Consider the following 20,174-nt stretch of genomic DNA (forward strand, 5'->3'; position numbering starts at 1 on the left):
CACGTGCTACTTGAAGACCACCACCTCTCGCTCATCGAGTGGACCGAGCTCCCCAGGGGCATTCGCCTCGGTACCGGCGGTGCGGTCCGGGTGTCCGGGCAGGGCGAGGACGGCGGACTCGTGAGGATCCGCCTCGCGGTGCAGGGCGAGGGCCAGGTCGTGCTCGAGCTGCCGCTCGGCGATGCTACCGGGTACTGGAACCCGGGGCTCTCGGGCGGCCGCGGGCTCCCGGCCGACTGGGCCGGGCGCGACGCCTTCAGCGCGGTGCGATCCGCCCCGATCGGAGCGCTCTACGACGCCGACGGCAGCAGTCGACTCGCCTTCGGGTTCGACTGCCTCGTGCATGAGGGCGAGCTGCAGTACGGCGTCTCGGAGGAGGAGAAGACCTTCGTCGTACGGCTGCCGATCGAGGGGCGCCTGGCCGAACTCGAGTCCGGGCTCGACCTCGTGGTCGTGGGCGAGGCGATGCCGTACGCCCAGGCGATCCGCGCGGTCTCCGAGGCCGTGCGAGCCGATCTGCCGGTGCGCCCCGCGTCGACGGCGTCGCGAGAGCCGGTGTACTCGACCTGGTACGCCCATTCGCAGCGCATCTCGGAGCAGGTCGTCGAGGCCGACGTCGTGGTCGCAGCGGAACTCGGCTGCCGCTCGGTCTTCATCGACGACGGCTGGCAGCGCTTCGGCGACGGCCGGTGGTACGCGGGTTGCGGGGACTGGGTTCCCGACGAGGCGAAGTTCCCCGACCTCGCCGCGTTCTCCGGCCGGTTGCACGCGCGCGGCCTCGACGTCGTGCTCTGGATCGCGCCGCTCCTGCTCGGCGAGCAGAGCGAGGCGTTCGCGCGCCTTCGCCCCTTCGCCACGCACTACTCCGACGGCCTGCGGGCATGGGTGCTCGACCCGAGGCATCCCGAGGTGCGTGAGCACCTCGTCGAGACGTGCGCGCGGCTCATGCGCGACTACGACCTCGACGGGCTCAAGATCGACTTCCTGAACAACGCCATGGTCTACGCGGGCGAGCCGTCGACCGGCGACCTCGCCGACGTGGGAGAGGCGATGACGGTGCTGTTGAGCGGCGTCGCCGATGCCGTGGACCTCGAGCGTCCGGGCGCCCTGATCGAGTTCCGCCAGCCGTACGTGTCACCGGCCGTGGCGTCCTACGCCGACGTCGTGCGTGCCGACGACTGCCCGGCCGACGCGGTCCAGAACCGCCGGTCGATCCTCGACCTGCGCCTGCTCGCGAACGGGCAGATCGTGCACGCCGACCCCATCATGTGGGATCCGACGGCGTCGCCCGATGTGGCGGTGCGGCAGTTGTTCGGCGCGTTCTTCGGCGTGCCCCAGATCTCGATGCCGCTGGCGTCGCTTCCGGCGTCGCACCGTGCCGAGGTCACCGCGGTGCTCGGTGCGTGGCGCGAGCTGCGCGACGTGCTGCTCGACGGCGAGATCACCGCCGGCCTGCCCATCGACGGCTACCCGACGGCGACCGCCCGGCTCGGCGACACGCTCTTCGTCGCGGCCTACGGGGGCAGCGTCGTCGACCTCGCGCTCGACGGGGTGCGCCGACTCGTCGTGCTGAACGCGTCGGGGGCGGGGCAGCTCGCCTACCGGAGCAGCGCCGCGACGCCGTCGGCGGCCGGGCTCGCCGTCCTCACCGGCGAGGCGACCGGCGCCGCGTCGATCTCCGTCGAGCTGGCGGCGCAGGGCTTCCTGCCCGTGCCGCCGTGGTCGATCGCGGAGCTCGCGATCGACTGAGGTCGATTCCGCACGCAGGTCCGCGCGGCACACCGCGCGTGCCCTGGACACGCGAACGCCGCCCGGCGCCCGGAGATCCGGGGCGCCGGGCGCCGTCTCTGCGTGCTGAACGGGTACAGCTAGAGCGTGTTGCCGAGCTTGAAGCCCTGCTCCTCGTCGCCCTTGCGGGTGTACGAGAAGCCGTCGGCGCCGATGGTGACCTCCATCTCGGAGGAGTCGGTGCGGGCGACCACGGCCTTCGGGTTGCCGTCGAGGTCGAGCACCAGCGAGGCATCCGTGTACCAGCTCGGCACGACGGGGTTGCCCCACCAGTCGCGGCGCTGGTTGTCGTGCACGTCCCACGTGACGACGGGGTTGTCGGGGTCGCCCGTGTAGTAGTCCTGCGTGTAGATCTCGACGCGGTGGCCGTCGGGGTCGCGCAGGTACAGGTAGAACGCGTTCGAGACGCCGTGGCGGCCCGGGCCGCGCTCGATGGCGTCGGAGCGGCGGAGCGCGCCGAGCTTGTCGCAGATCGCGATGATGTTGTGCTTCTCGTGGGTCGCGAATGCCACGTGGTGCATGCGCGGGCCGTCGCCACCGGTCATGGCGGTGTCGTGCACGGTGGGCTTGCGACGCATCCATGCCGCGTAGGTGGTGCCGGCCTCGTCCTGGATGTCCTCCGTGACGCGGAAGCCGAGGTCCTCCATATAGGCGACGGCGCGGGGCACGTCGGGCGTGACCTGGTTGAAGTGGTCGAGGCGCACGAGCGCGCCGGGCGTGTAGAGGTCGTAGCGCCAGGCGAGTCGCTCGACGTGCTCGACGTCGTAGAAGAACTCGTACGGGAAGCCCAGCGGGTCCTCGACGCGCACGGAGTCGCCGATGCCCTTCGTCCAGCCCTCGGTGCGGCGCTCGACGCGGCAGCCGAGCTCCTCGTAGAAGGCCACGGCCTTGTCGAGCTCTTCGGGGCTGCGCACCCGGTAGCTGAACGCGGCGACGGCGGCGACGGGGCCCTTGCGGAGCACCAGGTTGTGGTGGATGAACTCCTCGAACGACCGGAGGTAGACGGTGTTCTCGTCCTCCTCGGTCACGATGAGGTCGAGCACGTCGACGTAGAACTTGCGGCTGGCCTCGAGGTCGGTGACGACGAGCTCCATGTACGCGCAGCGCAGGATGTCGGGCGCGGGCGCCTTCGGCGTCGGGATGCGGTTCACCGGCACGGGCACCGGGTCGGTGGCCGTCACGACGGGTTCGGGCGAATCGGGGGTGATGACGGGGTCGGTCATGATGGTGCCTTCTCTTCTCTGAGCGGATGTCGCGGGGCCGGTGCCGCTACTTGGAGGTGCCGAAACGCGGCGAGTGCGCCTCGTTGAGGGTGATGTGCACGGCCTGCTGGTCGGTGTAGAAGTCGATCGAGCGGTATCCGCCCTCGTGCCCGAGGCCCGAGGCCTTGACACCGCCGAAGGGGGTGCGGAGGTCGCGCACGTTGTTCGAGTTCAGCCAGACCATGCCGGCCTCGACCGACTGGGCGAAGTTGTGGGCGCGCTTCAGGTTGTTGGTCCAGATGTAGGCGGCGAGGCCGTAGCGCGTGTTGTTCGCGAGCTCGAGCGCCTCCTCGTCGGTGTCGAACGGCGTGATCGCGACGACCGGCCCGAAGATCTCCTCCTGGAAGATGCGGGCGTCGGGCGAGACGTCCGCGAACACCGTGGGGGCCACGTAGTTGCCGGTGTCGAGGCCCTCGGGGCGTCCGCCGCCGGCGACGAGACGGCCCTCGGTCTTGCCGATCTCGACGTAGGACATGACCTTCTCGTAGTGCTCGGGGTGCACGAGCGCCCCGACCTCGGTCTTCGGGTCGTGCGGGTCGCCGACCACGATGTTCTTCGCGCGCGCGGCGTAGCGGGCGACGAAGTCCTCGTAGATCGCGCGCTCGACGAGCACGCGGGAGCCGGCGGTGCAGCGCTCGCCGTTCAGCGAGAAGACGCCGAAGACGGTCGCGTCGAGCGCGGAGTCGATGTCGGCGTCGGCGAAGACGACGGCGGGCGACTTGCCGCCGAGCTCCATCGAGAGGCCCTTCAGGAACGGGGCCGCGTTGCCGAAGATGATCTGGCCGGTGCGGCTCTCGCCGGTGAACGAGATGAGGGGCACGTCGGGGTGCTTGACGAGCGCGTCGCCGGCTTCCTCGCCGAGGCCGTTGACGAGGTTGAAGACGCCGTCGGGCACGCCGGCCTCGCGGAAGATCTCGGCCCAGAGCGACGCCGACAGCGGCGTGAACTCGGCGGGCTTCAAGACGACGGTGTTGCCGGTCGCCAGCGCGGGGGCGAGCTTCCACGACTCGAGCATGAACGGGGTGTTCCACGGCGTGATGAGGCCGGCGACGCCGATCGGCTTGCGGTTCACGTAGTTCACCTGGCGACCGGGCACCTTGTAGGTGTCGTCGCGCTGCGCGACGATCAGGTCGGCGAAGAACCGGAAGTTCTCGGCGGCGCGCTGCGCCTGGCCGAGCGCCTGCGTGATCGGCAGGCCGGTGTCGAAGGTCTCGAGCTCGGCGAGGCGGGCGTCGCGCGCCTCGATGAGGTCGGCGATGCGGTGCAGCACGCGCGAGCGCTGGCGGGGGAGCATGCGGGGCCAGGGGCCCTCGTCGAACGCGCGCTTCGCCGCGGCGACGGCGAGGTCGATGTCGGCCTGCTGGCCTGCGGCTGCCTGCACGTAGGTCTCGTTCGATACGGGGTCGAGCACGTCGAACGTCTCGCCGCCGACGGAGTCGACGAACTCGCCGTCGATGAAGTGGCGGATGCGGTCGGGCAGGTCCTCGGGGATGTAGTGCGTCATGTGAAGCGGCTTTCGGTTCGTCGGGAAGGGAGAGCGGAGAGCAGTGGGCGCGATCAGGGCGCGGGCAGCGGATGCCGCGACTGGGCGGCCAGCACGGCGTCGAGTGTCGCGGTGCGGTGGCGCCGCGCGGCGAGCTCGATCTCGAGGGCGTCGGCGCCCTGTTCGACGAGTGCGAGGATGCGCTCGTGCTCCTCGACCGACTCGTGCGCGCGGCCGGGCACGAAGCTGAACGAGGAGTCGCGCAGCACCGTCATGCGGTTCCACCCGCGGTGCACGAGGTCGAGGATGTGCGGGTTCGGGCACTCCTCGAAGAGCACGGCGTGGAACTCGAGGTTCAGCTCGGTGAAGCGCGTCGGTTCGAAGTCGTCGAGGGTGCGACGCATCCGCTCGTTGATCTCGCGCGCTCGCGCGATGTGGTCGGCCGAGATGAACGGTGCCGAGAGCGCCGTCGCCGCGCCCTCGACGAGCGCGAGCGTCTCCATCGTGTGCAGGTACTCGGTCTCCTTGATGAGGGCGACCTGGGCGCCGACGTTGCGCTCGAAGGTCACGAGCCCCTCGGCCTCGAGCAGGCGGATCGCCTCGCGCACGGGCACGACCGAGACGTCGAGTTCGCGGGCGATCGCCCCGAGCACGAGCCGGTAGCCGGGCACGTAGCGGCCGTCGTCGATGCGCGTGCGGATGAAGCGGTACGCCTGCTGCGACTTGCTCTCGGTCGAGCGGTCGGTCTGCGTCTGGGGGCTCATCGCGCCTCCTGTGCCGCGCGGTAGCGGGCGAGCCATTCGGCGTTCATGGGGAAGAGCCCATCGACGGATGCCCCGGACGCGACCTGCTCGGCGACGTAGGCGTCCTGCCGCTCCTGCTCGAGCGCCTCGGCGAGCACCTCTTCGACGAGCTGCGGCGGGATCACGATGACGCCGTCGCCGTCGCCCACGATGACGTCGCCGGGCTGCACCGCGGCGCCGCCGCAGGCGATCGTGACATCCACCTCCCAGGGCACGTGGCGGCGGCCGAGCACCGAGGGGTGCGCGCCCTGCGAGAACACGGGGATCGCGAACCCGGCGACGGCGTCGAAGTCGCGGACGCCGCCGTCGGTGACGATGCCGGCGGCGCCGCGCACCTGGGCGCGGAGGGCCAGCACGTCGCCGACGGTGCCGGTGCCGCGCTCGCCGCGGGCCTCGACCACGAGCACTTCGCCGGGTGCCACGGTGTCGAAGGCGAGCTTCTGCGCGTTGAAGCCGCCCCCGTGGCTCTGGAAGAGGTCGGGGCGGAACGGGATGAACCGGAGCGTCTTCGCGCGGCCGACGATGCGGTCGCCAGGGTGGGTGGACGCGACACCCTCGATGAAGATGTCGTGGTAGCCGCGCTTGCGGAGTGCGACCGAGAGGGTCGCGACGGCGACGCGGCCGAAGTCGGCGCGCAGTTCGTCGGTGAGCTCGAAGGCGGGATCAGCGGGAGCCGCGGCATCCGCTGCGGCGGTCGAGGCGGGCGCCGATGCGCGGCCGGCGGCGACGGCCGCGGCGAGCTCCTCGTCGCTGCCCCAGGCCTCGACGCGCTGCAGGTCGTCGGTGGCGGGCTTGGTGCCGAAGTCGCCGAACTCGGCGGCACCCTGCGTGATGGTCGTGACGAGTCGGCCGGTCGTGGGTGCGCCGGGAGCGCCCGGGGCGTCGACCTCGACCTCGACGACATCGCCGGGCAGCACGACCGAGGACCCGGCGGGCGTGCCGGTGAGGATCACGTCGCCCGTCTCGAGGGTCATGAGCTGCGAGAGGTCGGCGACGAGGCGGCCGAAGGGGAAGAGCAGCGTGTCGGAGGTGTCCTCCTGCACGAGCTGCCCGTTCACCCAGGTGCGCACGCGCCAGTCGCCTTCGCCGATGCCCTCGGCGGGGATCGCGGCCGGGCCGAGCGGCGTGAAGCCGTCGCCGCCCTTCGAGCGCACGTTGGAGCCCTTGTCGGCGGCGCGCAGGTCGTAGAGGCCGAAGTCGTCGGCCGCGGTGACGGATGCCACGTGCTTCCAGCCCTCGGCGGGGGAGACGCGCCGGGCCGGCTCGCCGATGATGATCGCGATCTCGCCCTCGAAGGCGAGCAACTCGGTGCCCGCGGGGCGTTCGAGCGTGGCCCCGGTGGGGGCGAGCGAGGATGCGGGTTTCAGGAAGTAGCTCGGCTGGGCGGGCGTGCGGCCGCGCTGCGCTGCACGCGAGGGATAGTTGAGGTGCACGGCGATGATCTTGCCGGGGGTGGGGATGCCGGAGGTCATTTGTCCTCGTCTCTAGATATCTGAAATGATATACGATCCGACGGAAGGTGTCGAGCGGCGCTCGACACGCTCCGTCAGTAGCCGGCGCGGGGAACGGGCGGAGCGTCGGGGGTGGCGGACGCCGGTGCACCCGCCGGGATGAACCGATCGGCGAGCGCCTCCGAGGCGCGGGCGACGATCGCGACATCCGCACCGACGGAGACGAACGACGCACCTGCGGCGAGGTAGCGCTCCGCATCGGCGGGCACGAACGCGTTGACGCCGACGGGCTTGCCCGCCGCGATTCCCGCGCGGATCGACCGCAGCACGCCTTCGACGACATCGGGGTGCGACTGCTGGCCGATCAAACCCATCGAGGCCGCGAGGTCGGCGGGGCCGATGAACAGGGCGTCGACGCCGTCGACCGCGGCGATCTCCTCCACGACCGCGACGGCGGTCGCCGACTCGATCTGCACGGTGAGGCTGATCGTCGACGCGGCGTCGTGCAGGTACCGGTCGACCCGGTTCCAGCGCGACGATCGGGCGAGGGCGGCGCCGACGCCGCGCACTCCGTCGGCGGGGTAGCGCACCGCACGTGCGAGCTCGGCGGCCTGCGCGGCCGAGTCGACCATCGGCACGAGCAGGTTCTGCACGCCGAGGTCGAGGTACTGCTTGATCAGCACCGTGTCGCCGATCGGCGGGCGCACGACGGGTGCGACCGGGTAGGCCGACACGGCGTAGAGCTGCGCGAGGATCGACTCGAGTCCGTTGGGGGAGTGCTCGGCGTCGATGAGCACCCAGTCGAGGCCGCTGCCCGCGGCGATCTCGGCCATGATCGGGCTGCCGGAGCACACCCACATGCCCACGAGCGGGCGGTCGGAGGCCGCGACGCGGGCCGTGAGGGTCTCGGGAAGGTTCATTCGAATCGGCAAGTGACTGCTCCCAGCTGTCCGTAGTCGGCGTGCACGGTGTCGCCGCGCTCGACCCACATGGGTCGGGTGAACGATCCGGCGAGGATGATCTCGCCCGCTTCGAGCGACTGCTCGTGCTGGGCGAGCTTGTTCGCGAGCCAGGCGACGCCCATGGCGGGATGGCCGAGCACCGCGGCGGCGACGCCCGATTCCTCGATCGTCTGGTTGCGGTAGAGCAGTGCCGAGATCCAGCGCAGGTCGACGTCGTCGACCTTCACCGGTCGGCCGCCGACGACCATGGCTCCCATCGCGGCGTTGTCCGAGATGGTGTCGACGATCGTGCGTCCCTGCATCTCGATGTGCGAGTTCAGGATCTCGAGCGCCGGCACGACGTAGGCGGTGGCGTCGAGCACGTCGAAGATCGTGACATCCGGCCCCTGCAGGGGCTTGGCGAGCACGAAGGCGAGCTCGACCTCGATGCGCACGTTCGAGAAGCGGTCGAATTCGACGGATGCCCCGGACTCGACGACCATGTCGTCGAAGATGACGCCGTAGTCGGGCTCGGTGATGCCGGTGGCGACCTGCATGACCTTCGAGGTGAGGCCGATCTTGCGACCCACGAGACGGGCGCCGTCGGCCTGGCGTCGCTTCGCCCAGACGCTCTGCACGGCGTAGGCGTCGTCGACGGTCATTCCGGGGTTCCTGGCGGTGAGCAACGGCACGGTGCTTCGGTCGTGGTGCGCCGCGACGAGTTCGTCGGCGATCGCTTCGATCCGGGTCTGGTCCAGCAACATGTGCTCCACTTCGTCGTCGAGGGTCCCGAGGTGATCGTATACGACGGTCCGCGGCCGGCGGCGTCCCCGAGTCATATTCGTATTTCAAATCGTATATCATGCTCGGATAGCTCGTCTCGGGCTCGACGACGAGCTGCCCCTGACCGCGGACACGACAGAGGAGTCGCCCCCGCATGACCACGACATCCGCCCCCGCCCCCGCCCAAGCACCTGCGCAGAGTGACGCGAGGCGACGCGAACTCCGCCGCGTCGCATTCGCCACCGTGATCGGAACCACCATCGAGTGGTACGACTTCTTCCTGTACGCGAGCGCCGCCGGCCTCGTCTTCCAGGTGCTCTTCTTCGCCCCCGCCGGCCCCGAGTTCGCGACGATCCTGTCGTTCGCGACGATCGGCGTGAGCTTCCTGTTCCGGCCGCTCGGCGCGTTCCTCGCCGGTCACTTCGGCGACAAGATCGGCCGCAAGGCGATGCTCGTCGTGACGCTCGTGCTCATGGGCGCGGCCACGACGCTCATCGGCGTGCTGCCCACCTACGAGCAGGTCGGCATCCTCGCGCCCATCCTCCTCGTGCTCCTGCGCATCCTGCAGGGTCTCTCGACCGGCGGCGAGTGGGGCGGCGCCGTGCTCATGGCGGTCGAGCACGCGCCCGACGGCAAGCGCGGTCGCTACGGCGCCTTCCCGCAGATCGGCGTGCCGATCGGCCTCCTGCTCGCGTCTGGCGTGCTCGCCCTCATGACCGGGGTCATCTCGCCCGGCGACGCCTTCCTCGAGTGGGGCTGGCGCATCCCGTTCCTCTTGAGCTTCGTGCTCATCATCGTCGGCATGATCGTGCGCCGTTCAGTCGACGAGAGCCCCGTCTTCACCGAGATCGCCGCCCGCAAGGAGCAGACGAAGACCCCCATCGCCCAGCTCTTCAAGCGGCACTGGCTGCTCGTGATCCTCGCGGCGCTGACCTTCGCGGGCAACAACGCCGCGGGCTACATGACGACCGGCGGCTACATCCAGAACTACGCCACCACGCCGATCGCCGACGGCGGCCTCGTCGGCATGGAGCGCACCCCCGTGCTGCTCGCGGTGGCGGGGTCCGCCGTCGTCTGGCTCATCATCACGTGGATCGCCGGCTCGGTCTCCGACCGGATCGGCCGCCGCAACACGTACATCATCGGCTGGATCGCCTTCCTCTCCACGGTGTTCCTGCTGTTCCCGCTCGTGAACACCGGCAACGTCTGGCTGCTCTTCGCCGGCCTCGCGCTCTTCACGATCGGCAACGGCTTCACCTACGGGCAGCAGGCCGCGTACTTCACCGAGCTCTTCCCGGCGTCGATCCGCTACTCGGGCGTCTCCATCACCTACGCCCTCGGCGCGATCCTCGGCGGCGCCTTCGCCCCGATGATCTCGGCGGCGCTCGTGCAGGCCACCGGCACCGCGACCTCCGTCGCGTTCTACATCGCGGGCATCATGGTCGTCGCGTTCATCGCGACCCTGCTGCTGAAGGACCGCACCGGCATCCCGCTCGGCCCCGACCATGAGGCGGAGCAGTCGGCCAGCGCCATCTACGGCGTGAAGTAGCAGTTCCGAGAACACGGATGCCCCGGCGGGAACCTTTCCGCCGGGGCATCCGTCGTTCGCGGCGGCGAGCGGTCAGCGCGAGTTCACGCGCACGATCTCCTCCTGGTAGGGCGCGACGACGGCGCCCGAGATGCGGCAGTCGAGCAGTAGGAAGCGGCGTTCGTCGGTGGGAGTGGCCGTCCACTCCGCGAGCCGGTCGAGGTCGGAGAGGTCGCGCACGACCACGCCCTCGGCCCCGAACGCCGCGGCCGCGGCCGCGAAGTCGACCTCGGGGATCAGCATCGGGGCCTCGGCGAGGCCCTTCAGGCCGTAGAGGTTCACCTCGGCGCCGTATGCGGCGTCGTTCCAGACGACCGCGATGCCGCGACCGCCTGCGGTGCGCACGGCCGTCTCGAGGTCGGCGATCGCCATGAGCCCGCCGCCGTCACCCGTCGTGAGCACGACGGTCGCCTCGGGCTTGGCCGCCGCGGCCCCTGCGACACTCGGGAAGCCCTGTCCGATCGACTGGAACGCCGTGCCGACCATCATCATGCGGTCGGGCGAGGCGACCGGCCAGTACATGTTCGCCCACCCGATGAAGTGTCCGCCGTCGGAGACGACGACCCGATCCTCGGGCAGCAGCTCGGCGATGCGGCGCGCGGTGCTGCGCGGGTCGAGTCGACCGTCGGCGGCGAGCTCCTCGCCCGGCACGTACGCCCGCAGGGTCGGTGCGTCGATCGAATCGCGCCAGCCGGAGGACTCCGCGCCGATCACCTCGAGCTCGTCGACGATCGCGCGAGCCACGAGTGTGGCGTCGCCGCGTACGAAGCCGCCCACGTTCGGGTGCGTCGCGGAGGCGGCGACATCGATCTGGAACACGCGGGTGCCCGGTGCGAACAGCTCGCCGAAGCGCATCGTGAACTGGTTGAGCGACGCGCCGAACACGACGGCCACGTCAGCCTCTCGCACGAGCTCCATCGCGCCGTCGGCGCCGAACCCGCCCGAGACGCCGAGGTCGTAGCGGGCGTCGGGGAACACCCCTCGACCGAGCGCGGTCGAGGCGGTCACGGCTCCGGTGGCCGCGGCGAGTTCGCCGAGCACCTCGCCGGCTCCGGCGAGCCAGGCGCCGCGTCCGGCGAGCAGGAACGGCCGGCTCGCGCCAGAGAGTGCACGTGCGATCTCGGTGATCTGGCGGTGCGCGAACTCCCCGGTCGGCGCGAACGGCGCCGGAAGGCGCGGGTTCGTCGCCTCGTGCAGAGGGCCGGCTTCGACGGCGGCGACGTCGTAGGGGATCGCGAGCACGACCGGCATCCGGTACGCCAGCGCGTGCTCGATCGCGATGATCGTCGTCGCCTGCGCGTCGGTGCGGCCGACCGTGTAGGTGCGGGCGCCGACCGCCGAGGCGAGGGCGATCTGGTCGACGTCCCACGGGCGCCGGCCGGACGTCGGCTCATCGCCGACCACGAGGACGAGGGGGACCCGGGCCTGCGCCGCTTCGGCGAGCGAGGTGAGGGTGTTGGTGAACCCGGCGCCGTACGTCGAGGTCGCCGCGGCGATGCGGTTCGAGGCGCGATAGTGCGCATCGGCGGCCACGACGCCCCCCGCCTCGTGGCGGACGGCGGTGAACGAGGCATCCGTGGCGCGTTCGATCGCGTCGAGGAAGTAGGCGTTGCCGTTCCCCATGACGCCGAAGACGTGGTCGATGTGGGCGGAGAGGGCGTGCGCGACGTGCGCGGAGACCGAAGACATGGCGGTGTCCATTCGAGACGAAGACGGAGGCGGATTCCGTATGTGTCTCGCACGACGGCGGGGATCGCCCGCGATTCGGCTTCGTGCCCATTTTTCGAGCACCGGCGCAGCAGGGCGCCTGGACGATGAGCAGCCTAGCGCAACGGCGACGGGCCCAATGGCGGGGGCTCAGCGGCGGCGGGCGCCGCTGAGCCGTGACGGGAGCTCAGCGGCCGAAGAGCCGCGCGAAGAAGCCGGGCTCGGCCGGGTCGCTCTCGTGGCCGGCGCACCGGTCGCCACGCGGAACGCCGCGCATGACGGAGTCGACGTGCTGGCCGCAGCCGGCCCAGGTGGTCTTGCCGCACTTCTTGCAGGTCATTGCTCGGCACATGGTCGGGTTCCTCGATTCGTCGGGCCGCGGGGGAGTCGCGGGTGCGGGGCGCGGCGGGGTGTGGGTGTCGGGTATCGGGTGTGTCGGGTGAATACCCCCGGGGTATTGTTCCACGCGGCGGACTGTGAGGAAGCTGAAGATGCGAGGGTCACGGGTCCGGGCGGAGCCGCGCCGGTCGGAGTGTCCGGATCGAACGGTATTTCCGGCGTCGCCGGCGGCCGGCGACCCGGCAGAATGGTCGGGTGAAGACCACCCAGCTGCGCCAGTACGTGATCGTCGACGGACTCTACGAGGAGTTCGTCGCGTGGTGGCGGGAGACCATGCCCGTGCTCCGACCCGCGATGGGGTTCGCCATCGAGTTCGCCTACGGCTCATCCGAGACCAACGAGTTCACGTGGGCCGTGAGCGTGCCGGGCGACGCCGCCGAGTTCGAACGGGTGGATGCCGCCTACAAGACCTCGCCCGAGCGCGCAGCGGTCTTCGAGGGGCTGCCCGACCGCGTCGCGACGATGCAGCTCTCGTTCATCGAGACGTACTGACCGGATCGGACCCGCCGACCGTCTCCGGCTCCCGGGCAGCGTTCCGATCGACCGCGTCCATGCCCGCGACCGCCTGCGCGAGACCGCGATGGCCGCGAGTCGTGAACGCGGCCACGAGGCTCACGAGCGCGAGCACGGCGGCCGGTCCGCCGGAGTCGCCGAGTGCGAGCAGGCTGTAGCCGCCGATCCCCGCGAGGAAGCGCACGACGCGCCACAGCCATCGCGGTGCGCGCTGTTCACGGGCGTCGATCAGCACCGCTCGCTCGCCGAGGGTGATGCCGCCGGCCATGACCGACACCGCCTGAGCGCCGATCGCCACCAGGGTCGCGCCGGTCGCGACCGCGTCGGAGACCTCGAGCGCCGCCTCGTCGCCCGCCAGCACCAGGATCGCGGTGTTCACGAGCACCGACAGGCCGGCGGACGTGAGCCACACGGTCGCGAGGTCGACGAGCATCGCGAGCAGGCGTCGGGCCGTCGTGATCGGGCGGGCGTCGGTGGCCGAGCCGTCGCCCCGGCCGCGGCGCACCACCAGGAGCGCCGCGAGCGAGCCCAGCACCGCACCCACGGTGTTCGACAGCAGGTCGCCCGTGTCGAACACGCGATACGCGCAGTGGAAGACGCCCCAGACCCCGGTCAACTGGGTGAGCTCGATCGCGAGGGACACGAGCGCTCCGGCGCCGATCGCGACGGCGATGCCGCGGTCGAACAGGGCTCGCACGAAGAACCCGAGCGGCAGGAAGAGCAGCACATTGAGTGCGAGCTGCTGCACGGCCGCGTTCGCGAGCAGCGAGCCGCCGTGCTCGGCCTGCAGGCGGGCGATGTCGACGACGTCCTCGAGAGGATTCAGTACCACGCCGACGCAGCGGAAGTCGTCGCCGTCGGGCATCGGCAGCAGCGTGTACGCCCAGAGTCCCATGACGTAGAAGAGCAGCGCGACCCACCCGATCATCCGCAGGGCGGAGAATCCGCCCCGGCGACGGTAGCTGAGCGCGACGAGCGGCACGAAGACGACGATGAGCGCCATCGAGCCGAACAGGACGGCGATGACCCCCGGCATGATGCGATCCACCCCGAGAGTCTACGAACGCATCCGACGGGATACGGAGCCGCGGCGTCGGGTCGTCGGCCCCGCACTCGACTCCGTGTACAGGGCGTCCGCAGCGAGACATCCGTAGAATCGACCCATCCCCGGAAGAGAATGCGGCCGATGCTGCCCACCGGCAGGCTCGCCCGCGAGGACACTGGTCGACGACGCCCTCCGCACGTTCGACCGAGAAGGAAGATCGTGAGCCACGAGTTCGATGCACGCCGCACGGAATGGATCGCCAAAGAGGAACTCGCCGAGCGGATGATTCCGCTCATCGGCGGCCTCTACCGAGACCACGGGGTGGTGACCTCCATCCACGGCCGGCGACTCATCAACCGCTCCGCCGTCGCGCTGCTGAAGGCGCACCGCTTCGCGCGTCAGGCCGGTGACGTCGAGCTCGACCTCGCCGACACGATGCGCGTGCTCGAGGTGCTGCGCGAGATCGCTCCCGGCCCGGCCTCGATCGACGTCGCCCGCCTCGTCGCCCGCTACGCCGACGCCGTCGGCGAGGGTGACGCCCGCGAGCTCGCCGACTTCGTGCGCGACGAGCTCACGCCCGTCATCGCGGCCGAGGGCGAGCCCGAGGCATCCGGCACCGATGTCGTGCTCTACGGCTTCGGCCGCATCGGGCGCCTGCTCGCCCGCATCCTCATCGCGCACGCCGGCAACGGCAAGGGCCTGCGCCTCCGCGCGATCGTCGTGCGCAAGGGCTCGGACAACGACCTCGTCAAGCGCGCGAGCCTGCTGCGCCGCGACTCGGTGCACGGCCCGTTCGCCGGCACGATCGAGGTCGACGAGGAGGCGAACACGATCCTCGCCAACGGCACGCTCATCCAGGTGATCTACTCGAACGACCCCGCGACGATCGACTACACCGCCTACGGCATCGACGACGCGATCGTCGTCGACAACACCGGCCGCTGGCGCGACGAGGCCGGGCTCTCGCAGCACCTGCAGTCGAAGGGCGTCGCCCGGGTGCTGCTCACCGCCCCCGGCAAGGGCGCGATCAAGAACATCGTGCACGGCATCAACCACGACGACATCACCGACGCCGACGCGATCCTCTCGGCCGCCTCGTGCACCACGAACGCGATCACCCCCGTGCTGAAGGCGATCGAAGACGCCTACGGCGTCGTGCGGGGCCACGTCGAGACCGTGCACTCGTTCACGAACGACCAGAACCTCATCGACAACTTCCACTCGGGCGATCGCCGCGGACGCTCGGCGGCGCTCAACATGGTCATCACCGAGACCGGTGCGGCGAAGGCCGTGGCGAAGGCGCTGCCCTCGTTCGCGGGCAAGCTCACGGGCAGCGCGATCCGGGTGCCGACGCCCGACGTGTCGCTCGCGATCCTGAACCTGCAGCTCGAGCAGCCCGCCGAGAAGACGTCGCTGAACCGCTACCTGCGTCAGGTCTCGCTCACCTCGCCGCTCCGTCAGCAGATCGACTACATCGAGTCGCCCGAGGTGGTCTCGACCGACTTCGTCGGCTCGAACCGTGCCGGCATCGTCGACGGGCTCGCCACGATCGCCGACGGCACCGACGCGATCGTGTACGTCTGGTACGACAACGAATACGGCTACTCCTGCCAGGTCGTGCGCGTCATCGAGGCGATGGCCGGCACGCACCCGGTCGTGCTGCCCGAGCGCCAGCCGGTCGCCCTCGAGCGCGAGGTCGTCGCGGCGGTCTGATCGGCGGTCCGATCCGCGATCTCGGCGTCGTCCGAGTCACGATGACGGATGCCCCGGGTGCGCACGAGCGCCCGGGGCATTCGGGCTTCTCAGGCCGTCGTAGGCTGTCTGCATGAGCAGAGAAGCCGTGATCGTCGACGTCGTCCGCACCCCCGTGGGGCGCGGCAAGCCCGGGGGGCTCCTGTCGGGAATCCACCCCGTCGACCTCCTCGCCGGCGTGCTCGACACGATCGTCAATCGCAACGATCTCGACCCCGCGCTCATCGACGACGTCATCGGCGGCTGCGTCAGCCAGATCGGCGAGCAGAGCTACAACATCACGCGCAACGCGGTGCTCGCTGCGGGCTTCCCCGAGCACGTGCCCGGCACCACGATCGACCGGCAGTGCGGGTCGAGCCAGCAGGCGGCGACGTTCGCGGCGCAGGCGGTGCTCGCCGGGCAGGCCGACATCGTGATCGCGTGCGGCGTCGAGTCGATGAGCCGTGTGCGGCTCGGCTCGAGCGCTGCGGGCGCCGACCCCTACGGTTCGCGCATCCGCACGCGGTACCCCGACGGACTCGTGAACCAGGGCGTCTCCGCCGAACTCATCGCCGCGAAGTGGGGCTTCGACCGAGCCGAACTCGACGCATTTGCAGCACGATCGCACGAGCTCGCCGCAGCCGCGCAGGAGGCGGGCGCCTTCGCGAGCGAGGTCGTGCCCGTGCCCGGCATCGACTCGCTGACCGACGAGACCGTGCGACCCGGCACCTCGGCCGAGTCGCTCGGCGGCCTGAACGCGGCATTCCGCACCGACGACCTCGCCGAGCGCTTCCCCGAGCTCGACTGGCGCATCACGCCCGGCAACTCCTCGCCGCTCACCGACGGCGCCTCCGCCGCCCTCATCATGAGCGCCGAGCGCGCCGAGCAGCTCGGCCTCACGCCGCGGGCGCGGTTCCGGGCGTTCACGGTCGTGGGTAGCGACCCGCTCTACATGCTCACCGGCGTGATCCCCGCGACCGAGAAGGTGCTCGCGCGCGCCGGGTTGAGCCACGACGACATCGACGCCTACGAGGTCAACGAGGCGTTCGCCTCGGTGCCGCTCGCCTGGCTCGCCGAGACCGGGGCGGATGTCGCGAAGCTCAACCCGCGCGGCGGTGCCATCGCCCTCGGGCACGCGCTCGGCTCCTCGGGCACGCGGCTGCTCACGACGCTCGTGAACCAGCTCGAGGCCACCGGGGGTCGTTACGGCCTGCAGACGATGTGCGAGGGCGGCGGCATGGCCAACGCCACGATCATCGAACGCATCTGACGCTCGGGACGATTCCCGACCCGACCCATCCATTCCCGAAGGGACGCACCAAATGCAGTTGAACGGAACAGGCGCGATCGTCACCGGCGGCGCCTCGGGGCTCGGGCGCGGCACGGCCGCCGTGCTCGCCGCCGCTGGCGCTGAGGTCGTCATCCTCGACCTCCCGGGCTCACCCGGCGAGCAGACCGCGCGCGAACTCGGCGACAACGTGCGGTTCGCGCCGGCGGATGTCACCGACGAGGCATCCGTGCAGGCGGCGATCGACCTCGTGCAGGAACGCGCGCCGCTCCGCGTCGCCGTGAGCTGCGCGGGCATCGCGACCGCCGGGCGCACGGTCGGCCGTGAGGGCCCGCTGGCGCTCGACGCGTTCGAGCGCACCATCCGCATCAACCTCATCGGCACGTTCAACGTCGCCCGGCTCGCGGCCGCGGCGATGGCGGCGAACGAGCCGGTCACGGCCCAGTCGCTGCCGGGCGTGCCCGAGACCGCCGAGCGCGGCGTCATCGTGAACACCGCCTCGGTCGCTGCGTTCGACGGGCAGATCGGGCAGGCGGCCTACTCGGCGTCGAAGGGCGGCGTCGCGGCGATGACGCTGCCGCTCGCCCGCGACCTCTCGAAGCTGCTCGTGCGGGTCGTCACGATCGCGCCCGGCATCATGCAGACGCCCATGATGGCGGGCATGCCGCCCGAGGTGCAGGCCTCGCTCGAGGAGCAGATCCCGCACCCGTCCCGCATGGGCACGCCGGCCGAGTACGCAGCGCTCGTGCGGCACATCGTCGAGAACCCGCTGCTGAACGGCGAGACGATCCGCCTCGACGGCGCGATCCGCATGCAGCCGAAGTAACCCTCCGCTCGGCGGCCGAGCCGTGCCCACCGGCCTCGGCCGGCCGCCGATCAGGGCCGCGCGGGCACTGCCGTGCCGACCAGGCCGAGCGCATCGCGACGGCTTCTGCGCATCGCATTGACGACGCCGACGATCGCGTCGGCGAGGGCGCCGGCGACGATGCCCGCAACCAGCAGGATCGGCAGCACCTGCTGAGCATCGGCGTCGAGGTTCGCCTCGAACAGCTCGACGAATCCGGGTGCGAAGAGCGCTCCGGTGACGATCAGCCAGATGGACGGCACCGCCCAGGCGAGATCGAGCACGATGTTCGCGGCCGCGGCGGGCCATGTCCAGCCCGAACGGAAGATCCACACGGCCATGACCGCCTCGAGGCCCACGAGCACGAGGAAGTACGGCAGCCAGAACGACCAGAGCGCCGGATCGAGCACGGGCAGCATGCCCTCGAGGTGGCCCCACCGGCTCGGTCCGAACTGCTGCCAGACCACGAGTCCGACGATGACGGCCAGCCAGGCCAGTGTGGCGATCAGGCCGACGCGCCGTTCGGCGGGGCTCGCCCCGGCGACGGCGGGCAGATCCCGTGGCGACCAGGCGACCACATCTGCCTCGTCACTCGCGGGCGCACGGTCGATCGCCGCGAACACCACGGTCGTGAAGAAGGCGATGTAGATGCCGGTGGTCAGCAGCACGAACCACGTCGTGCCGAAGGTGCCGGCGTCGACCTCGCCCGTGATGAACTGGGCGAGCAGGTAGGCGCCGGCGACCGCGGGCACGGCGCTCCACTCCGTGATGACGAGCACGCGCTTCCAGGTGGCGTACCACCGCGGGCCGATGAGCATCGGCGGACGATCCGCGTAGCGAGCCGCGAGCCGGGCGGGGTCGCCGAGCGCGGCCAGCGCGTCGAACTCGGCCGCGTCGGGCGCCGACGAACCCGAGGCGACACGGGCATCGATGTCGTCGCGGATGCGCTCCTCGAGCTCGCGGGCGAACTCGCGCCCCTGCCTGCGAGGGAGGCTCCGCGACGCGGCGATCACGTAGCGATCGGTGAGTTCGGTCGTGTGGTTCATGGCAGTCTCCCTCACGCCTTCGCGCCGGATGTCGCCGGCCCGGTCATCGCCGCGGGAACCGCGCGGCCGGCCCGGTAGGCCTTCATGCCGCCCTCGATCACGTCCCAGGTCGACGCTGCGATCACCACGACAACGACGATGGCGACGATGACGGGACCCGAGGTGCCCCACGGCCACTGCATCGCCTCGAGCGCCTCGTCGCTGATGAGCTGCCCGGTCAGGAACAGCCAGAGCGCCGGCACCGTGAACGCGATGTTCAACACGAGGTTCGCGCCGGCGAGCCACCAGTTCCATCCCCAGGCGTACACGGCGATCGCGAAGAGGATCTCGAGGGCGATCAGCGCCAGGAAGTACGGCAGCCAGAACGACCACAGCGCCGGATCGAGCAGCGGGGTCGGCTCGCGCACGCCGTCGTGGAACACCACCCCGAACTGCTGCCACACGATCGCCGCGGCGAAGATGCCGAGGAAGACGAGCGAGCCGATGAGTTCGCCGAGGCGTGACGTCTTCGCGGGTTCGGGCAGGGCGGGCAGCATGTCGAGCGTCCACACTGCGGCGATGCCGGGCTGGCCGGCCCCGGCAGTGGTCCGCTCGAGGACCGCGAAGACGAGGGTCGTCCAGAATCCGAGGTTCACGGCGATGGAGATCGCGGTGGTGACGGTCGACCCGATCGCCTCGCCGATGTCGGCACCCGAGAGCAACTGCCCGAGCAGCACGCCGGCAGCTCCGATGGGCAGCACGATCGAGTAGAGCAGCTTCAGCAGGCGCCACCACATGAGGTAGTAGCGCGGCCCGATGAGCTGCAGCGGCCGGTCGATGTACTGCGCGGCGAGCGCAGCCGGGTCGCCGAGTTCGGTGAGCGCGGCGCGCTCGGCCTCATCGGGGGAGCTGCCCGTCTCGACGAGGGCGTCGATCGCGTCGCCGATGCGCTCGCGCAGTTCGCGGTCGAACTCGGCGCGCTGCGACTCGGGCAGGGTGCGGGCGGCGGCCCACACGTAGCGGTCGGTCAGGGTGGTCATGATTCGTCTCCGGTCGTGAGTCCGGCGAGCGCGTCGTCGATGCGCCGCCAATCGGTCATGAGTGCGTCGGCGAGCAGCTCGCCGGTAGGGCTCGTGCGGTAGAACTTGCGAGGCCTGGCCTCGTCGGTGTTCCACTCGCTCGTGAGCAGGCCCTGCTTCTCGAGTCGCCGCAGCAGGGGGTACAGGGTGTTCGCGTCGACGAGGATGCCGAGGGTGTTCAGCGACTCGAGCAGCGCGTAGCCGTAGTCGGGCGTGCGCAGCCGCACCAGGCAGGCGAGCACGACGGTGCCGCGGCGGAGCTCCTGCAGGTGCCCGGCGGTCGTCTCATCGAGGTTCATGCGTCACACGATACTGTGCGTCACACACTAATGCAATAGAAACTTCATAGTGCAGCGGATGCCGCGGCTCGCGCCATCTCGCGTCACTCCCGCGGATATACGATCCGCCACGCCGTGGCTTTTCACCGATTGTCGGCGCGCCGGA

General features: G+C 70.7%; 18 protein-coding genes. 6 read left to right on the forward strand and 12 right to left on the reverse strand.

Going from position 1 to position 20,174, the window contains the following annotated elements:
* Nucleotides 1–3 precede the first annotated feature (3 nt).
* On the forward strand, nucleotides 4–1,749 hold the full coding sequence (locus BUR99_RS00715) for a glycoside hydrolase family 36 protein (RefSeq protein ID WP_074258486.1): 1,746 nt from the start codon (nucleotides 4–6) through the stop codon (nucleotides 1,747–1,749).
* A 119-nt stretch (nucleotides 1,750–1,868) separates the two neighbouring features.
* On the opposite strand, the gene hpaD is transcribed toward BUR99_RS00715, so the two are convergent.
* From hpaD to hpaH, 6 genes are all read right to left on the reverse strand, one after another.
* The gene (hpaD, locus tag BUR99_RS00720) at nucleotides 1,869–3,011 is read right to left on the reverse strand and encodes a 3,4-dihydroxyphenylacetate 2,3-dioxygenase (protein WP_074258487.1); all 1,143 of its coding nucleotides are present in this window, start codon (nucleotides 3,009–3,011) and stop codon (nucleotides 1,869–1,871) included.
* A 46-nt stretch (nucleotides 3,012–3,057) separates the two neighbouring features.
* Nucleotides 3,058–4,554 carry a 5-carboxymethyl-2-hydroxymuconate semialdehyde dehydrogenase gene (gene hpaE / locus BUR99_RS00725; RefSeq protein ID WP_074258488.1) on the reverse strand — a complete coding sequence of 499 codons (1,497 nt, stop codon included), beginning with the start codon at nucleotides 4,552–4,554 and terminating at the stop codon, nucleotides 3,058–3,060.
* Nucleotides 4,555–4,607: 53 nt separating this feature from the next.
* Nucleotides 4,608–5,297 (reverse strand): GntR family transcriptional regulator, encoded by a 690-nt coding sequence (locus BUR99_RS00730; protein WP_074258489.1) that lies wholly within the window; start codon nucleotides 5,295–5,297, stop codon nucleotides 4,608–4,610.
* On the reverse strand, nucleotides 5,294–6,808 hold the full coding sequence (locus tag BUR99_RS00735) for a fumarylacetoacetate hydrolase family protein (protein WP_074258490.1): 1,515 nt from the start codon (nucleotides 6,806–6,808) through the stop codon (nucleotides 5,294–5,296). The genes BUR99_RS00730 and BUR99_RS00735 overlap by 4 nt, the downstream gene beginning before the upstream one ends.
* Before the next feature lie 74 nt (nucleotides 6,809–6,882).
* The gene (locus BUR99_RS00740) at nucleotides 6,883–7,707 is read right to left on the reverse strand and encodes an aldolase/citrate lyase family protein (RefSeq protein ID WP_200802640.1); all 825 of its coding nucleotides are present in this window, start codon (nucleotides 7,705–7,707) and stop codon (nucleotides 6,883–6,885) included.
* Entirely contained in the window at nucleotides 7,704–8,489 is a 786-nt protein-coding gene (gene hpaH / locus BUR99_RS00745) for a 2-oxo-hept-4-ene-1,7-dioate hydratase (protein ID WP_074259382.1), read from the reverse strand. The genes BUR99_RS00740 and hpaH overlap by 4 nt, the downstream gene beginning before the upstream one ends.
* Before the next feature lie 176 nt (nucleotides 8,490–8,665).
* On the opposite strand from hpaH, the gene BUR99_RS00750 reads away from it, so the two are divergent.
* Nucleotides 8,666–10,060, forward strand: coding sequence for an MFS transporter (locus BUR99_RS00750; RefSeq protein ID WP_074258492.1), 1,395 nt, complete (start codon nucleotides 8,666–8,668; stop codon nucleotides 10,058–10,060).
* A gap of 72 nt (nucleotides 10,061–10,132) precedes the next feature.
* Here the strand turns inward: BUR99_RS00750 and BUR99_RS00755 are convergent, their stop codons facing one another.
* Both BUR99_RS00755 and BUR99_RS20360 read right to left on the reverse strand, forming a co-directional pair.
* A complete protein-coding gene (locus tag BUR99_RS00755) occupies nucleotides 10,133–11,788 on the reverse strand; it encodes a thiamine pyrophosphate-binding protein (protein WP_074258493.1) in 1,656 nt (551 codons plus the stop codon).
* A gap of 205 nt (nucleotides 11,789–11,993) precedes the next feature.
* Entirely contained in the window at nucleotides 11,994–12,146 is a 153-nt protein-coding gene (locus BUR99_RS20360) for a hypothetical protein (RefSeq protein ID WP_200802696.1), read from the reverse strand.
* A gap of 254 nt (nucleotides 12,147–12,400) precedes the next feature.
* Between BUR99_RS20360 and BUR99_RS00760 the strand changes: the two genes are divergently transcribed.
* Nucleotides 12,401–12,697 (forward strand): hypothetical protein, encoded by a 297-nt coding sequence (locus BUR99_RS00760; RefSeq protein WP_074258494.1) that lies wholly within the window; start codon nucleotides 12,401–12,403, stop codon nucleotides 12,695–12,697.
* Here BUR99_RS00760 and BUR99_RS00765 read toward each other — a convergent pair.
* Entirely contained in the window at nucleotides 12,681–13,766 is a 1,086-nt protein-coding gene (locus BUR99_RS00765; RefSeq protein ID WP_084183497.1) for a VanZ family protein, read from the reverse strand. The genes BUR99_RS00760 and BUR99_RS00765 overlap by 17 nt on opposite strands.
* A gap of 279 nt (nucleotides 13,767–14,045) precedes the next feature.
* Between BUR99_RS00765 and BUR99_RS00770 the strand changes: the two genes are divergently transcribed.
* From BUR99_RS00770 to BUR99_RS00780, 3 genes are all read left to right on the forward strand, one after another.
* Nucleotides 14,046–15,476 carry a glyceraldehyde-3-phosphate dehydrogenase gene (locus BUR99_RS00770; protein ID WP_394327830.1) on the forward strand — a complete coding sequence of 477 codons (1,431 nt, stop codon included), beginning with the start codon at nucleotides 14,046–14,048 and terminating at the stop codon, nucleotides 15,474–15,476.
* A gap of 112 nt (nucleotides 15,477–15,588) precedes the next feature.
* Nucleotides 15,589–16,764 (forward strand): thiolase family protein, encoded by a 1,176-nt coding sequence (locus tag BUR99_RS00775; protein ID WP_074258496.1) that lies wholly within the window; start codon nucleotides 15,589–15,591, stop codon nucleotides 16,762–16,764.
* A 52-nt stretch (nucleotides 16,765–16,816) separates the two neighbouring features.
* Nucleotides 16,817–17,608 carry an SDR family NAD(P)-dependent oxidoreductase gene (locus tag BUR99_RS00780; protein ID WP_074258497.1) on the forward strand — a complete coding sequence of 264 codons (792 nt, stop codon included), beginning with the start codon at nucleotides 16,817–16,819 and terminating at the stop codon, nucleotides 17,606–17,608.
* Between the two features lie 50 nt (nucleotides 17,609–17,658).
* Here the strand turns inward: BUR99_RS00780 and BUR99_RS00785 are convergent, their stop codons facing one another.
* The 3 genes from BUR99_RS00785 to BUR99_RS00795 are packed head-to-tail and all read right to left on the reverse strand — an operon-like array spanning nucleotide 17,659 to nucleotide 20,029.
* Nucleotides 17,659–18,672: a hypothetical protein gene (locus BUR99_RS00785; RefSeq protein WP_074258498.1), complete on the reverse strand. Its 1,014-nt coding sequence runs from the start codon at nucleotides 18,670–18,672 to the stop codon at nucleotides 17,659–17,661.
* An 11-nt stretch (nucleotides 18,673–18,683) separates the two neighbouring features.
* Nucleotides 18,684–19,691, reverse strand: a complete 1,008-nt coding sequence (locus tag BUR99_RS00790) for a permease prefix domain 1-containing protein (RefSeq protein ID WP_074258499.1) — start codon at nucleotides 19,689–19,691, stop codon at nucleotides 18,684–18,686.
* The gene (locus BUR99_RS00795) at nucleotides 19,688–20,029 is read right to left on the reverse strand and encodes a PadR family transcriptional regulator (RefSeq protein ID WP_074258500.1); all 342 of its coding nucleotides are present in this window, start codon (nucleotides 20,027–20,029) and stop codon (nucleotides 19,688–19,690) included. Before BUR99_RS00795 ends, BUR99_RS00790 begins: the two co-directional genes overlap by 4 nt.
* Nucleotides 20,030–20,174: the final 145 nt, after the last annotated feature.

Origin of the sequence: Agromyces cerinus subsp. cerinus (genome assembly GCF_900142065.1) — a bacterium.
GTDB classification, from domain to species: domain Bacteria; phylum Actinomycetota; class Actinomycetes; order Actinomycetales; family Microbacteriaceae; genus Agromyces; species Agromyces cerinus.